This window comes from Paenalcaligenes sp., assembly GCF_030152715.1.
In the GTDB taxonomy this organism is placed as follows: Bacteria; Pseudomonadota; Gammaproteobacteria; order Burkholderiales; family Burkholderiaceae_B; genus Paenalcaligenes; species Paenalcaligenes hermetiae.
The window spans coordinates 13,926-28,284 of the sequence record NZ_JASLIX010000007.1 but is presented as its reverse complement, the minus strand read 5'-3'; the positions used below and the strand labels follow the sequence as shown (position 1 = coordinate 28,284).

Annotated in this window: 12 protein-coding genes and 1 pseudogene; 5 read left to right on the top strand and 8 right to left on the bottom strand. The window is 47.5% G+C overall.

Going from position 1 to position 14,359, the window contains the following annotated elements; all coding sequences use genetic code 11:
* The first annotated feature begins 118 nt into the window (after nucleotides 1–118).
* Nucleotides 119–994 (top strand): MBL fold metallo-hydrolase, encoded by an 876-nt coding sequence (locus Q1V74_RS00550; protein WP_300646574.1) that lies wholly within the window; start codon nucleotides 119–121, stop codon nucleotides 992–994.
* Nucleotides 995–1,071: 77 nt separating this feature from the next.
* Here Q1V74_RS00550 and mnmE read toward each other — a convergent pair whose 3' ends face one another.
* From mnmE to rpmH, 6 genes and pseudogenes are all read right to left on the bottom strand, one after another.
* Entirely contained in the window at nucleotides 1,072–2,442 is a 1,371-nt protein-coding gene (gene mnmE / locus Q1V74_RS00545; RefSeq protein ID WP_300646573.1) for a tRNA uridine-5-carboxymethylaminomethyl(34) synthesis GTPase MnmE, read from the bottom strand.
* Between the two features lie 38 nt (nucleotides 2,443–2,480).
* Nucleotides 2,481–3,731: pseudogene (locus Q1V74_RS00540) on the bottom strand (catalase); the annotation flags it as partial.
* Between the two features lie 125 nt (nucleotides 3,732–3,856).
* The gene (gene yidC / locus Q1V74_RS00535) at nucleotides 3,857–5,530 is read right to left on the bottom strand and encodes a membrane protein insertase YidC (protein ID WP_300646571.1); all 1,674 of its coding nucleotides are present in this window, start codon (nucleotides 5,528–5,530) and stop codon (nucleotides 3,857–3,859) included.
* Between the two features lie 91 nt (nucleotides 5,531–5,621).
* Entirely contained in the window at nucleotides 5,622–5,846 is a 225-nt protein-coding gene (gene yidD, locus Q1V74_RS00530; protein WP_260650517.1) for a membrane protein insertion efficiency factor YidD, read from the bottom strand.
* On the bottom strand, nucleotides 5,846–6,202 hold the full coding sequence (locus tag Q1V74_RS00525; RefSeq protein WP_300646570.1) for a ribonuclease P protein component: 357 nt from the start codon (nucleotides 6,200–6,202) through the stop codon (nucleotides 5,846–5,848). The genes yidD and Q1V74_RS00525 overlap by 1 nt, the downstream gene beginning before the upstream one ends.
* A 51-nt stretch (nucleotides 6,203–6,253) precedes the next feature.
* Complete coding sequence (gene rpmH, locus Q1V74_RS00520) at nucleotides 6,254–6,388, bottom strand: 50S ribosomal protein L34 (RefSeq protein WP_260650515.1); 135 nt, start codon at nucleotides 6,386–6,388, stop codon at nucleotides 6,254–6,256.
* Between the two features lie 354 nt (nucleotides 6,389–6,742).
* Between rpmH and dnaA the strand changes: the two genes are divergently transcribed.
* From dnaA to panD, 4 genes are all read left to right on the top strand, one after another.
* A complete protein-coding gene (gene dnaA / locus Q1V74_RS00515) occupies nucleotides 6,743–8,158 on the top strand; it encodes a chromosomal replication initiator protein DnaA (protein ID WP_260650514.1) in 1,416 nt (471 codons plus the stop codon).
* 2 nt (nucleotides 8,159–8,160) lie between these two features.
* On the top strand, nucleotides 8,161–9,270 hold the full coding sequence (gene dnaN, locus Q1V74_RS00510; RefSeq protein ID WP_260650513.1) for a DNA polymerase III subunit beta: 1,110 nt from the start codon (nucleotides 8,161–8,163) through the stop codon (nucleotides 9,268–9,270).
* A 74-nt stretch (nucleotides 9,271–9,344) separates the two neighbouring features.
* Entirely contained in the window at nucleotides 9,345–11,792 is a 2,448-nt protein-coding gene (gene gyrB / locus Q1V74_RS00505; RefSeq protein WP_300646568.1) for a DNA topoisomerase (ATP-hydrolyzing) subunit B, read from the top strand.
* Nucleotides 11,793–11,804: 12 nt separating this feature from the next.
* Nucleotides 11,805–12,347 (top strand): aspartate 1-decarboxylase, encoded by a 543-nt coding sequence (panD, locus tag Q1V74_RS00500; RefSeq protein ID WP_260650511.1) that lies wholly within the window; start codon nucleotides 11,805–11,807, stop codon nucleotides 12,345–12,347.
* A gap of 53 nt (nucleotides 12,348–12,400) precedes the next feature.
* Here the strand turns inward: panD and Q1V74_RS00495 are convergent, their stop codons facing one another.
* Both Q1V74_RS00495 and Q1V74_RS00490 read right to left on the bottom strand, forming a co-directional pair.
* Nucleotides 12,401–13,390, bottom strand: a complete 990-nt coding sequence (locus tag Q1V74_RS00495) for a dipeptide ABC transporter ATP-binding protein (RefSeq protein WP_260650510.1) — start codon at nucleotides 13,388–13,390, stop codon at nucleotides 12,401–12,403.
* Nucleotides 13,387–14,358: an ABC transporter ATP-binding protein gene (locus Q1V74_RS00490; RefSeq protein ID WP_300646567.1), complete on the bottom strand. Its 972-nt coding sequence runs from the start codon at nucleotides 14,356–14,358 to the stop codon at nucleotides 13,387–13,389. The genes Q1V74_RS00495 and Q1V74_RS00490 overlap by 4 nt, the downstream gene beginning before the upstream one ends.
* Between the last annotated feature and the right edge of the window lies 1 nt (nucleotide 14,359).

The window sequence follows — 14,359 nt, the reverse complement described above, 5'->3', positions numbered from 1 at the left end:
TAATTCTATCCATGATTTGCTCAGTATGTGCAACAAACTAATGTGAAATAGCTTGTTTTTCTTTATGGGGTAGGAACGTATTCTAAAGCTTGGACTATTGATAGATAAAGGAAACGTCATGCTCAAGTTATTTCATAGTGTATTTTTTTGTAGCGCTATTGTGGGAGCGAGTGTACAAGCAGAGCAAAAAAATCAAGTACAAACCTATAAGCCTGGAGCTGATGCGATTTTCCCTGTAGTGTCGAATTTGTTAGTCGCTGACAATGAGGTGATGCTCATTGACGCGCAGTTTTCACCAAAAGATGGGGAGAAATTGGTTGAGCGTATTCAGGCCACCGGCAAACCACTTAAAACGATTTTTATTAGTCACGGGGATCCTGATTTTTATTTTGGTTTAGAACCCATTGTTAATGCGTTTCCACAAGCCAAGGTCTTGGCCACAGCGCCAACGGTAGAGCATATTACTAAAACTAAAGATGAGAAGCTGAAGTTCTGGGGACCGAAGTTAGGGGACAGTGCGCCCGATTCGCTTATCACGCCTGAGGTTTTGCATGGCGATACTCTTGCTTTTGCGGGACAAAGGATCGAGATCGTTGGATTGGAAAGCAAGACCCCTAATCGGAATGTGCTTTGGATTCCTAGTATTCAAACCATCTTAGGTGGGATTTTATTAGACTCAGGAGAGCATGTTTGGTTGGCTGATACGGCAGCTAAAGAACAACGTGAGGTTTGGGTAGAGCAGTTAAGCTATTTAGAAGGTTTAGATGTAAAAACCGTAATACCTGGTCATTATCAAGGTAAGCTTCCGACAGAGGCAAAAGAAGTGATTCGTTTTACGAAGGGGTATTTGCAAGTAGCGGAAAAAGAGCTCGCTCAAGCTAAAAACGCTCAGGATTTTGTGCAAGCAATGAAAGCTCATTTTCCTGATTTGCCTGGTGATGATGCGTTGGAGCTAGGGGCAAAAGTGTTAACCGGCGAAATGCAGTGGGAGTGATGATTTTTCGAGTTTAAGCTACAAAGCCACGGCTTTGTTGGGTGGCACATTGTTTCATGTGAAACAATGTGCTTTTTTTATTTGCCGATGCAGAAGCTAGAGAAAATCTCTCCGAGTAAGTCATCGCTGGTAAACGTACCTGTGATCTCACATAGTTCAGTATGGGCTAAGCGAAGCTCCTCAGCAAAAAGATCTAGGATCTGATCATCGTGTTGAGCATGGAATCGGGCTAACTGAAGATGCGCATCACAACGATCTAAAGCATGTAGATGGCGCTCACGTGCTAACCAGGGTGATTCTGTATTGGGTGACCAGCCCGCCAAATGCAGAAGACGCTGCCGTAATGTTTCTAAGCCTTGTCCTGTATGTGCTGATATGCGTAAATGAGAATCATTTTCTTTTGGTAGAAGGTCGAGGTGACTCGTTTCTAATAAGTCGCATTTGTTATACACCCGTATGGTAGGTGTATGCTGTGGTAAGCGAGAAATAATAGTTTGATCAGAGTCGTCATTCGGGTGGCGAGCGTCGATTAAATGCAAAATAACATTTGCTTTGGCAATTTCTTGCCAGGAGCGTTGAATACCGATGTTTTCAACGGTGTCTTCTGTTTCACGCAAACCCGCTGTGTCGACAATATGAATGGGGACGCCATCGATGTGGATCAGCTGAGTGACTCGGTCACGGGTAGTGCCAGCAATATCGGTGACAATAGCGATCTCATCACCAGCAAGAGCATTTAATAAGCTGGACTTACCAACGTTGGGTTGTCCTGCTAGAACCACATGTAGCCCATCGCGCATGACTTGGCCTTGTTTGGCGTGACGGCGTAAGGATTGCAGCTCATCGTGGATACTTTGTAGTTGCTCTGCAGCTTGGTATTTTTCTAAAAAATCGATTTCTTCCTCGGGGAAATCGAGCGTGGCCTCTACTAGCATGCGCAAATGAATAATACGGTCTGCCAGTGCGTTAATTTGGTTGGAGAAAGCCCCACTGAGAGAGGCCATCGCCCCTTTGGCTGCCGCTTCTGAGGAGGCGTTGATTAAGTCGGCGACGGCCTCGGCTTGGGCCAAATCCATGCGGTCATTTAGAAAAGCACGCTGGGTGAATTCGCCAGGAGCAGCGTGTCGTAAACCAAAAGCAGCGCCAACCTCAAAGCAACGAGCTAGCACACGGCGTAAAACGGCGGTGCCGCCATGGCCTTGGAGCTCAAGCACATCTTCGCCAGTATAAGAGTGGGGTGCTTTGAAATAAAGCGCGATACCCTCATCAATGGCTTGACCGTGGGCATCATTAAAAGGAAGGAAGTGAGCGTGGCGGGGACGCAGTGGCTGTGAGAAAAAGGCGTGTACAAAGCCACTTAGATCAGGACCGGAAATACGGACAATGCCAATGCCCCCGCGTCCGGGGGCTGTGGCAATTGCTGCGATAGGATAAGTGGTTATGCTCATAGTTGTAATCAAGAGCAGACCCGACTTATCTTTAGGAGTTAAGCGTTACGTTGGGCAAGGGCCTCGCGTACGCCTTGGGCATAAGCTGGATCTGCTTGGTGAAAATGCTGTAATTGACGTTGGATAATGGCCTCGTCTACGCCGGCAAATGCATCGGCAATATTATTGAATAGCTGCTGTTTTTGCTCGGTGTTCATAAGGCGGAATAAGTCGCCGGGCTGGGAGTAGTAGTCGGCGTCTTCGCGGTGGTTCCAATGGTCTGCAGCTTGGCCATCTAAGGCTAATGGAGGTTCATTATAACTGGATTCTTGCCAAGTATTCGCACTGTTTGGTTCGTAGTTAGGTTTAGCACCTTGGTTACCGTCTACACGCATGGCGCCATCACGGTGGAAACTGTTATGGAAAGGGCAGCGTGGAGCGTTAACAGGGATTTGATGATGGTTGATGCCTAAGCGGTAACGCTGAGTATCGCCATAAGCAAAGAGACGGCCTTGCAACATGCGGTCAGGGGAATAACCAATGCCGGGAACGATATTGGCTGGGCTAAACGCGGCTTGTTCTATTTGTGCAAAGTAGTTGTCTGGGTTTTGGTTAAGCTCGAGCACACCTACATCAATGAGTGGGAAATCACCATGAGGCCACACTTTTGTTAGATCAAAGGGGTTGATGTGATAGGTGTTAGCTTGTTCCTCGGTCATCACTTGAATGCGTAAGTTCCACCGCGGGAAATTTTGGGCTTCGATGTTTTCAAAGAGATCCCGAATGGCGCTTTCGCGGTCTTGGCCGACCACTTGTGCGGCTTCTTCGTTAGTATAGTTAGCGATTCCTTGCTGGGATTTAAAATGAAATTTTACCCAGTGGCGTACCCCATCGGCATTGATTAGGCTATAGGTGTGCGAGCCAAAGCCATGCATTTGACGGAAATTTTTAGGTAAACCTCGATCACTCATTAAAATCGTGACTTGATGCAAGGATTCGGGGTTAAGCGACCAAAAATCCCACGCGGCGTTCATATTGCGTAAATGGGTGCGTGGATCGCGCTTTTGGGTGTGGATAAAATCGGGGAATTTAAGCGGGTCACGAATAAAGAACACAGGGGTATTATTACCTACTAAGTCCCAGTTTCCCTCTTCGGTATAAAACTTTAAGGAAAACCCGCGCACATCACGCTCGGCATCTGCCGCTCCCGCTTCACCTGCAACGGTAGAAAAACGTGCTAAAACGGGGGTGGTTTTCCCCATTTTAAAAACATCGGCGCAGCTGTATTGGCTAATGTCGTGGGTGACGGTTAGTCTATCGCAAACCAAATATTGATTGAAATTGATTATGATAAAGGGTGCGATAGTTTTTATTTATGGAGCATAAAAAAAGCCTTCGTAAAAACGAAGGCTTTTGCTTGAGCAGAAAAAAGGTATTAGCCGACTTTTTTAGCGGCCTCTTCTTTGTTGATTCGACTCGTGATGTATTGTTGCTGGGCGATAGATAGGGCGTTGTTCACTACCCAGTAGAGCACCAACCCAGCTGGGAAGAAGAACATCATCCCCCCAAATACCAAAGGCATAATCATCATGACCTTGGCTTGCATTGGATCAGGCGGGGTGGGATTGAGCTTGATCTGCAAGAACATAGTGAGCATCATGATGGCGGGTAAGATCATCCATGGGTCACGGGCAGATAAGTCCTGAATCCATAAAATCCATGGTGCGCCACGCATTTCTACGCTACCGAGTAACACCCAGTACAGTGCAATAAAGACGGGAATTTGTACCAGCATGGGTAAACAACCGCCTAATGGGTTGATTTTTTCGTTGCGGTAGAGCTCCATCATGGCTTGGTTTTGTTTAACCTTGTCGTCCGCATATTTTTCACGAATGGCTTGCATGCGTGGGGTGACCTGCTTCATTTTTGCCATAGAGCGATAGCTGGCAGCAGAAAGCGGATAGAAGACCAGTTTAATTAAGACGGTCAGTAGCACAATTGCCCAGCCCCAGTTACCAATCAGGCTGTGTAACCAAGTTAAGATGGTAAACAGGGGTTTAGAGATAATGGTTAGCCAACCATAATCCACCACAAGATCCAGGCCTTTGGCAACGGCACTCATGGCTTTTTGATCTTGGGGGCCTACCCAAAGGTCGGCGGTGATGGTTTTGCTTTCGCCAGCTGCCAAGGTGCCAACCGGTAAAATGGTTCGTGCGGCGTAGAGGTTATTAGCAACTCGTAGAATCTCATTTTTACGCTCTAGACCCTGGGGAGGAACCCAAGCAGAGGCAAAATAATGTTGCACCATGCCTACCCAACCGTTATCTGCGGATTGGGTGTACTTGGCTTTATTTTTATCGATATCGGAAAAACCGATTTTTTGGAATTTATCGTCTTCAGAGTAGACTACAGGGCCCGTAAAGGTGCGGTAGAGCTTAGAGGAGTCGGGGGGGTTGTTGCCATCGCGACTCAGTTGCAGGTAAATCGAAGGGGCTATCGGCTGATCGCTGAGGTTTTCGATTTGGTGAGAAACCTTAATATCGTAGCTACCCTCGGTTAAGGTATAGGTTTTGAGAACGCGAACCTGATCTGCTGTGGCCTCAAAAACAATATCTAAACGCCCTGCTTGCAAGTCGGTTTGCTCCGAAATCAAGCGGAAAGGGGTAAGGTGAGTGGGATATGACTGTCCTGCCGGCGCGCCCACCACTCCGGTTTGAGCTAGATAGGTAGAGGTCGCGGAATTATCCAGTAGCGTCATGTGCTCTGCATTTTCATCGGGTGATGCGTAATTAAGCAGCTCGGCTCGTACCAGCTGGGCACCAATGGTGTCGAAGCTGAGTTTATACACATCAGAGGTCACCGTGATAATTTCAGTATCAGCAGAGGCTACCGTGCTTTCAGGTAAAGTGGGAGCGGTACTGGTGCTGCTGAGAGCCTGAGGTACGGTGGTGTCCGCCGCTGAGGCCGGCGTGGTGTTAGCTGACTGCTCTTCGGTAACGGGAGCATTGGCAAACAAAGAGGGTTTGCCGTTGTACTCTTGCCAGTTATTCCAAAGGAGCAGGAGCGAAAAGGAAAAGATCATCCAAAGGATGGTGCGTCGAATATCCATAGCGCCTGTTATACAAAGAATAAGCAAACGTTAAGTGTAGACCAGTTGGTCGATTTACTTAAATAGGGGCTTATCGGGTAATGTTAATGAATTAGTGCTTTTTTTTCGGTGGAACCGGGTCGTAACCGCTACGTCCCCAAGGGTGGCAGCGGCTAATGCGTGTTAATCCTAACCAAAGCCCACGTAAAGCACCATGTTGTTCAATGGCTTCGATAGTATAGGCTGAACACGTAGGAAAATACCGACAATTTCGTCCCAACCAAGGACTGATTGCGATTTGGTAAAAACGAACGCAGCCTATTAATATGGTTTTCATTACCGGACCTTTTTTAAAAGGTCATCGACTTCTGCTCGCACGAGTTTTCGCAATTGCCGTAAAGACGTGTCAGGAACCTTGCTGTGCAGGCGAAAGACGAGGTCTCTAGGGGGTAGATAAGGTCGCTGTAAGCGAAAGGCTTCGCGAATAATGCGTTTGATGGTGTTGCGTGTTACAGCTCGGGCTGCAAGACGTTTAGGTATGATTAAACCGAGTCGAGCGGTATGGCCAACGGGTGACTGACGCGGGGTGTTAAGCACAAACAAAGCCCCTCTTGCTATACGCCTGCCTTTGAGTGCAGAAGCGTATTCGGAGGGGCGATGTAATCGTGCAGAGGCTGGATAGTCAGTACGCATGTAAATAATGCGACCTTTCCAGTACGTGCCAAGAAGGCACCTGCTTGCCGATTAAACGGCTAAACGCTTGCGGCCTTTAGAGCGGCGAGCGTTAAGAACGGCACGGCCGCCACGGGTTTTCATACGTACGCGAAAACCGTGCGTGCGTTTGCGACGGGTAACTGAAGGTTGATATGTGCGTTTCATGGTTAGTCCACAAATAAAAGTGCCGCCAGAAAACGCCTAAAAGACCAAACCTAACCCCTGATAAATCTCTATTTAATTGGTATTAAATAATCGAGTTAACGGCAAAACTAGGTTTCTGGCAACAAAAAATCTACAAAAGACTATTATTTCAGCAAGTTTTAACTATTTAGTCAATAGCTAAGCACCAAAACAAAGCCGGTTCGCCGCAATTTTACCTGAAAGAGGACGGGGTTTTCGAGAGGGTGTGTGTTTTTTCCACAAAAACGCAGTAGAGGCTGTGGATAATTTACAGTTGGCCTGTGGATAAGTCGGTGTGGTAGAGGTAGAATTAAGGTTTGCTATATAGTGAAAAAAATGAATGAATTTTGGCTTTCTTGTGTACAGCGTCTAGAACAAGACCTACCACCTCAACAAATCAGCGCATGGATTAAGCCGCTTGAGCCCTTGGAGTTTGACCAAGAATCGGCGGTCTTGCGTATGGCTGCGCCTAATCGTTTTAAATTGGACTGGGTACGTAAAAATTTTTCTCACCGTATCCAAGAGATTGCGACAGAGTGGTTTGGGGTTCCGGTTGAATTACAGCTTGAGCTTGCTCAGTCTACAGCGGCACCCCAACCTATGATTACGGCTCAAAGCTTACGGCAAACTATGGTCAGCGGTGATGCGACTTCGGATTCGAGTGCTATACCTTCTGTTTACCAGGCTCAGCCCGTATCGGCTGTAGTGGCCCCAACTGTGGCTGTGGATCAGTCTCGCCTTAATCCGGACCTTAGTTTTGATAACTTTGTTACGGGTAAAGCGAATCAACTCGCGCGTGCCGCAGCCCTACAGGTTGCAGAAAACCCGGGTACTTCTTATAACCCGTTGTTTTTATATGGTGGCGTGGGTTTAGGTAAAACGCATTTAATCCATGCGGTGGGTAATGCCATGGTGGCACGTGGGCGTGGAGTAAAAGTACGGTATGTGCATGCGGATCAGTATGTGTCAGATGTGGTGAAAGCTTATCAGCGTAAAGCGTTTGATGAGTTTAAGCACTATTATCATTCGCTGGATTTGTTGTTGATTGATGATATTCAGTTTTTTGCAGGTAAAAACCGAACTCAAGAAGAGTTCTTCTATGCGTTTGAAGCAATGGTGGCTCAACGCAAGCAAATTATTATTACCTCTGATACTTACCCTAAGGAGCTATCAAACATTGAAAGTCGTTTGATTTCCCGTTTTGACTCCGGGTTGACTGTGCATATTGAGCCACCAGAACTGGAGATGCGTGTAGCGATTTTGCTACGTAAAGCACAGGCTGAAAATATGCTCATGCCTAAAGAGGTCGCTTTTTTTATTGCTAAGCATTTGCGTAGCAATGTGCGTGAGCTCGAAGGCGCGCTGCGCACGGTAGCCGCTTATGCTCGATTTCATGAAAAAAACGAGCTAACGGTAGATTTGTGTAAAGAGGCTCTAAAAGACCTACTTTCCGTTTCCAATAATCAGATTACGGTAGAAAATATACAAAAAACGGTGGCGGATTTTTACAAAATCAAAGTCTCAGATATGTATTCTAAGCGTCGCCCCGCGAACATTGCTGTGCCTCGTCAAATTGCGATGTATCTGGTCAAAGAGCTAACACAGAAAAGCTTACCAGAGATTGGGGATTTGTTTGGGGGGCGCGATCACACAACGGTATTACATGCGGTACGCAAAATATCTGAAGCGCGTCGTAATGACAGCGAACTAAACCACTCATTACATATTTTAGAACAAACTCTAAAAGGATAACTATGCTACTCGTACAAGCCTCGCGCGATGCGCTACTGAAACCATTAACGACGGTAGTCGGAATTGTTGAGCGTCGGCATACATTGCCTATTTTGGCAAATATCTTGCTGCGCAAAGAGGGCAGTCGTGTGTCCTTTATTGCTACAGACCTAGAGGTGCAGATAACAACGCATGCTGATTTTGGCGTGGGTGATGACATGGTATCGACCACGGTGGCAGCTCGAAAACTGTTAGATATTCTGCGAGCATTGCCTGGTAGTGGCGAGGTCTCTTTATCACTCGAGGACGGCAAGCTATTGATTCAGTCTGGGCGTAGCCGTTTTGCTTTACAAACGATGGATGCCGGCGATTTTCCTACTTTGGCGCAACCAGCGCAATGGGATGTTTCATTTGCTTTGGAACAAAAGGCGCTTAAACATTTGTTGAACACCGTGCATTTTGCGATGGCACAGCAGGATATCCGCTATTACCTTAATGGTATGCTGTTTGTATTTGAGCCGGGTTTATTACGTACGGTGGCTACGGATGGGCACCGTTTGGCGCACCATGCTACCGAAGCACAAGGTATTGATAACAAGCAAGATGTCATTGTTCCACGTAAAACCGTATTAGAGATGCAACGGTTATTGGATGATAGCGAATCGCCTGTTCAGATAGAGGTCGCGGCAAACCAGATGCGTTTCTATTTTGATGGCGTGGAGCTGATTACTAAGCTTGTAGAGGGCAAATTCCCGGATTACACACGTGTGATTCCCACTTCTTATACGCGTCATTTTGTGATGAACCGCGAAGCGCTTCAAGGGTGTTTACAGCGTGCAGCGATTCTGACCACAGATAAGCTACGTGGCGTGCGTATCCAGTTGGGTGAGAATCAAATGAAAATTTCTGCATCGAATGCGGAACAAGAAGAAGCCCGAGAGGAACTCGAGGTCGATTATGCCTATGAGTCTTTAGATGTGGGTTTTAATGTTAGCTATTTATTAGATGTATTAGCTAATACCAAAACGCAGGATGTGCGTTGGTCTGTACAACCGGACTCCAATGCTTCTGTGCTTGTTACCTTGCCCGAAGAAGATGCATTTAAATATGTAGTTATGCCCATGCGCATTTAATTCCGTTTCGGATTAAAAAACGTGGAACGGCTAGCGGTAGCTAGCTGCATGACTCACTACAGGTAAATATATTCATGGTAGATCAAACAACGACTAACCAACCCGATTACGGTGCGGATTCGATTAAGATGCTTAAAGGGCTGGAGGCGGTACGAAAACGCCCCGGCATGTATATCGGCGATACGTCTGATGGTACGGGTTTGCATCACATGGTGTTCGAGGTGGTGGACAACGCGATTGATGAAGCCTTAGCTGGCCATTGTGATGATATTGTGGTGACCATTCATGCCGATAATAGTATTTCGGTGCGAGATAATGGGCGTGGTATTCCTACGGATATTCACCGTGATGATGAAGAGCATCGTAGCGCCGCAGAAATTGTCATGACGGAGCTGCATGCAGGGGGTAAATTCGATCAAAACTCCTATAAAGTTTCAGGTGGTCTACACGGGGTAGGGGTTTCTTGTGTTAACGCCTTGTCGGAGTGGTTGGATTTAACCATTTGGCGTAATGGCAAAGAACACCATTTACGCTTTCAGCGTGGTGAGCGCGTAGCACCGTTACAAGTAGTTGGAGATACAGAAAAAACGGGTACATTGGTACGTTATTTAGCTGACCATGAGATTTTTACCGATATTAACTACCATTACGAGATCTTAGCTAAACGCTTACGCGAGCTGTCCTTTTTAAATAATGGGGTTAAGGTTCGTTTGGTTGATGAGCGCCAAGGCAAAGAAGAGGATTTCGCCTTTTTGGGTGGCGTCAAAGGCTTTGTGGAGTACATTAACCAAGGTAAAAGCACACTGCACCCGAATGTGTTTTCTGTGAGCACACAGTCAGATGCCGGGGGTGTAATGGTTGGGGTAGAGGTCGCCATGCAGTGGAATGACAGCTATGCCGAAAATGTACTGTGCTTTACTAATAATATTCCGCAGCGTGATGGTGGTAGCCACCTAACCGGTTTACGTGCTGCGATGACACGCGTTTTAAATAAATACATTAACGATAATGAGCTAGCCAAACGCGCAAAGGTCGACACCACGGGTGATGATATGCGCGAAGGCTTAGCTTGTGTGCTTTCTGTTAAAGTTCCCGAGCCAAAATTTAGCAGTCAGACCAAAGATAAGCTAGTCTCTAGCGAGGTGCGTCCTGCGGTAGAAGAAGCGGTAAGCCGTACTTTGGAAACATGGTTGCTAGAAAACCCGGCTGATGCGCGTGCGGTATGTAATAAAATTATCGAAGCCGCGCGAGCGCGTGAAGCGGCACGTAAAGCGCGTGAGGTCACTCGACGAAAAAGTGTACTAGAAGGTGCAGGCTTGCCCGGTAAGCTGGCTGACTGTCAGGAAAAAGATCCGGCCAAATCTGAACTGTATATTGTGGAGGGGGATTCGGCGGGGGGCTCGGCTAAACAGGGGCGTGACCGTAAATTTCAAGCGATTTTGCCTTTACGCGGAAAGGTTCTCAACGTAGAAAAAGCCCGTTTTGATCGGCTGATTGCAAGTGAGCAAATTACCACATTGATTACGGCTTTAGGCACAAGTATTGGGCCCGACTTTGATATTGATAAATTGCGCTATCACCGCATTATTATCATGACGGACGCGGACGTGGATGGCGCGCATATTCGCACGTTGTTGCTAACGCTATTTTATCGTCAAATGCCAGAACTCATAGAACGGGGTTACGTCTACATTGCACAGCCCCCCCTCTATAAGGTCAAAGTAGGGCGCGAGGAGCGTTATCTGAAAGATGATGCCGAAGAAGCACAGTTTATGTTGTCGTTAGCACTTAAAGATGCTGCTTTATTACCTAAAGCGGGGGCGGAGCTCATCACAGGAGAAACCCTAGAGGAACTCGTACGTCAATATATTTTGGCCGATCAGGTGATTTCACGTCAGGGGCGTTTGTTTGATAGCGAGGCGTTGTCAGCCGTCGCCGAGGGGGTTCAGATTGACTTAAGTTCCGAAGATAGCGCGCAGGCATCGGCACAGTCTCTGCTAGAGGTATTACAAGACCCTGCGAATCCTCATCTAGTGCGTGTGGCAGCTGAATTTAACGAGGAAACAGAAAACTGGCAGGTGGTGGTGCGCCGTTTGCATCATGGCAATACACGTGTCAGTGTTTTTGATAAGCCGTTTATTTTAAGTGCAGATTACTTAGCCTTAAAACGTGCTGGAGAGACCTTTTTGGGGTTGATTGGTAAAGGAGCGAAGATCTTACGTGGCGAGGGCGAGCGTCGTAAAGAGCAAGCGATTGAGGATTTCCGTGACGCTGTGCAGTGGCTACGTGCAGAAGCCGAACGTGGGGTCAGCAAACAGCGTTATAAAGGTTTAGGGGAAATGAACCCTGACCAATTGTGGGAAACCACTATGGATCCCTCAGCACGTCGCTTATTACGCGTGCAAATCGAAGACGCCATAGCCGCCGATCAGGTGTTTACTACGTTGATGGGCGATGAGGTAGAACCCCGTCGTGCCTTTATCGAAAAACATGCTTTGCAAGCCAGCAATATCGATATATAGAGTGATATTTACATGAAGAAAATCGTTCGAGCCAAGTTGCACGGTATTACGATTACCGGAGCAGACTTGAACTACCACGGCTCCATTACTTTAGACCCTGAGATCTGCGAGCAGGCAGGTATTGTACCGATGGAGTTCGTGGAAATTTGGAATAAGAACAGCGGTGCCCGTATTTCTACGTATGTGATTTATGGGGAGCCTGGCTCACGTTGTTGTATTTTAAATGGTGCTGCTGCACGTACTTGTCAGCGTGGGGATCAGGTGATTATCTGTGCCACTGAATACATTGATACACCGCAGTTGTTTGAGATTGAGCCGGTGGTATTGACCTTTGATGGGCAAAACAATGTTGATGAGGTAATGCGTTATCAGGTATATGAGACACCAGAGCGCCCCTTTAATTTCCGCATTCAGCGTCAAGAGCGCCCCAATGGCGCAGAACGTCAGCTAGTGAATGTAAATATAGAGGCGTTAGCAGCCGATTTGCGTGCGCGTGGTTTGGATGATCGGGCCATTGCAGATGTATTGTCTTGCCATTTAAATCAGTTTGCTTAATCTAATACGGTTAGGCTAAAGAAAAGGTCCGTTATCCACGGACCTTTTTTTGGTTAAGTACGCCCCTCTTCGACGGCATGACAAGCAACGAGTGTGCCATCTTGCTCTAGGAGTTCGGGGCTTTGTTGTCGACAACGGTCTGTAGCAAGCGGGCAGCGCGGATGGAAAGTACAGCCTGAGGGAGGGTTAAGAGGATTGGGGACCTCGCCAGCGACAGGGGTGCGGGCTTTACCGGTGCCACTCATATCTGGAATTGCTCCGAGCAGCATTTGTGTATATGGGTGGCGTGGTGTAGCAAAAAGACGGTCTCTCTTGGCAATCTCTACAATGCGGCCAAGATACATCACGCCAACGCGATCGGCGACATGGTGAACAACAGCTAGGTTATGGGAAATAAATAAGTAGCTGAGACCGAGCTGCGCTTGTAGGTCTTTCATTAGATTAAGAACCTGGGCTTGTACCGATACATCCAAAGCGGAGGTGGGCTCATCGCATACGATAAACTCAGGGTTTAATGCTAAAGCCCGCGCAATAGAAATGCGTTGGCGCTGTCCACCAGAGAACTGGTGGGGGTAGCGGCTTTGATCCGTTGGGTTCAGCCCGACTTGTTGAAGCAGCTCGCTAACTCGATCGGCTTGTTCTGCGGCATTGAGTTTAGTGTGCGTGTTAAGCGGCTCGGCAATAATTCTTCCTACCCGCCAGCGGGGATTGAGACTGGCATAAGGATCTTGAAAAATCATTTGTAAGCGCCGGCGCATGGCTTGTTTTTGACTGTGATTCATGGAAGAAATATCCATGCCATCAAAATAAATCGTACCGCGGCTCAGACCATATAAACCGGTTAATAGCCGTGCTACTGTGGATTTACCACACCCTGATTCCCCAACTAACGCTAAGGTCTCGCCACGGTTTAAGCTAAAGTTGACGCCATCGACAGCTCGTAAGAAAACTTTGGGTTTACGATAGAGTGTACGCTCTAGCCAAGATGGTGATACATCAAAGTAGCGGGCGGCATCTTTGACTTCAACTAAAGGTGTGGTCATTGTGATTCTCCTGTGTGCAGCCAACAGGCGACGTGCCGGTCGTTAGTAGCGATGAGCTCAGGACGTTCATGGTGACAACGTTCCATGACGTGCTTACAACGAGGGTTGAAAGCACAGCCAGCAGGGATGGCATTTAATCGTGGCATAGCACCTGGAATTTGCTCTAAACGTTTGGTGTCAGGATCTAGAGTAGGAATAGAGCGCATAAGACCCGTGGTGTAAGGATGCAGTGGGCGTTGAATTACCTCTTGTACAGGGCCAATCTCAATGATACGACCAGCATACATGACAGCAACACGGTCAGCTGTTTCCGCTATGACGCCCATATCATGGGTAATTAGCATGACAGATGTTCCGTGGGTCTTACAGAGATGTTTGAGCAGGTCAATAATCTGTGCCTGAATGGAGACATCGAGGGCGGTTGTAGGCTCATCGGCCACAATTAGCTTAGGTTCTGCTGCTAGAGCTAAAGCAATCACCACGCGTTGTCGCATGCCACCAGAAAACTGATGAGGATAATGGTCAATGCGTTCGCGAGCGGCTGGAATGCCTGTGGATTCCAGTAGTTCAATGGCGCGTTCCCGTGCTTGCTTATGATTAAGGTCTAGATGTGTTTGAATGGTTTCAATGAGCTGCTGCCCAACAGTGTAGAGTGGGTTGAGCGAGGTGAGCGGATCTTGGAAAATAGCACCGATTTCGCGTCCTCGGATACGGCGTAAATGCTCTTCAGAAAGGTGGTCGATGCGTCGACCATTGAAATGAATCTCGCCACCGGCAAGACGCCCAGGGGGATCAAGCAAACCAATAATGGCGGCTCCGGTCAGAGATTTGCCAGCACCCGATTCACCCACTACACCAAGAACCTCTCCGCTTTGAATACGAAAAGAGACGTCATGCAAAGCGGTAAGTGTACCGCGACGCGTAGGGAACTCGACTTTTAGGTTTTTGACTTCTAGTAATGCGCTCATA

Bases quoted from the DNA above. Each gene is read 5' to 3' on its own strand.
- Q1V74_RS00550 (WP_300646574.1), top strand. From the start codon at position 119: ATGCTCAAGTTATTTCATAGTGTATTTTTTTGTAGCGCTATTGTGGGA.
- mnmE (WP_300646573.1), bottom strand. From the start codon at position 2,442: ATGAGCATAACCACTTATCCTATCGCAGCAATTGCCACAGCCCCCGGA.
- yidC (WP_300646571.1), bottom strand. From the start codon at position 5,530: ATGGATATTCGACGCACCATCCTTTGGATGATCTTTTCCTTTTCGCTC.
- yidD (WP_260650517.1), bottom strand. From the start codon at position 5,846: ATGAAAACCATATTAATAGGCTGCGTTCGTTTTTACCAAATCGCAATC.
- Q1V74_RS00525 (WP_300646570.1), bottom strand. From the start codon at position 6,202: ATGCGTACTGACTATCCAGCCTCTGCACGATTACATCGCCCCTCCGAA.
- rpmH (WP_260650515.1), bottom strand. From the start codon at position 6,388: ATGAAACGCACATATCAACCTTCAGTTACCCGTCGCAAACGCACGCAC.
- dnaA (WP_260650514.1), top strand. From the start codon at position 6,743: ATGAATGAATTTTGGCTTTCTTGTGTACAGCGTCTAGAACAAGACCTA.
- dnaN (WP_260650513.1), top strand. From the start codon at position 8,161: ATGCTACTCGTACAAGCCTCGCGCGATGCGCTACTGAAACCATTAACG.
- gyrB (WP_300646568.1), top strand. From the start codon at position 9,345: ATGGTAGATCAAACAACGACTAACCAACCCGATTACGGTGCGGATTCG.
- panD (WP_260650511.1), top strand. From the start codon at position 11,805: ATGAAGAAAATCGTTCGAGCCAAGTTGCACGGTATTACGATTACCGGA.
- Q1V74_RS00495 (WP_260650510.1), bottom strand. From the start codon at position 13,390: ATGACCACACCTTTAGTTGAAGTCAAAGATGCCGCCCGCTACTTTGAT.
- Q1V74_RS00490 (WP_300646567.1), bottom strand. From the start codon at position 14,358: ATGAGCGCATTACTAGAAGTCAAAAACCTAAAAGTCGAGTTCCCTACG.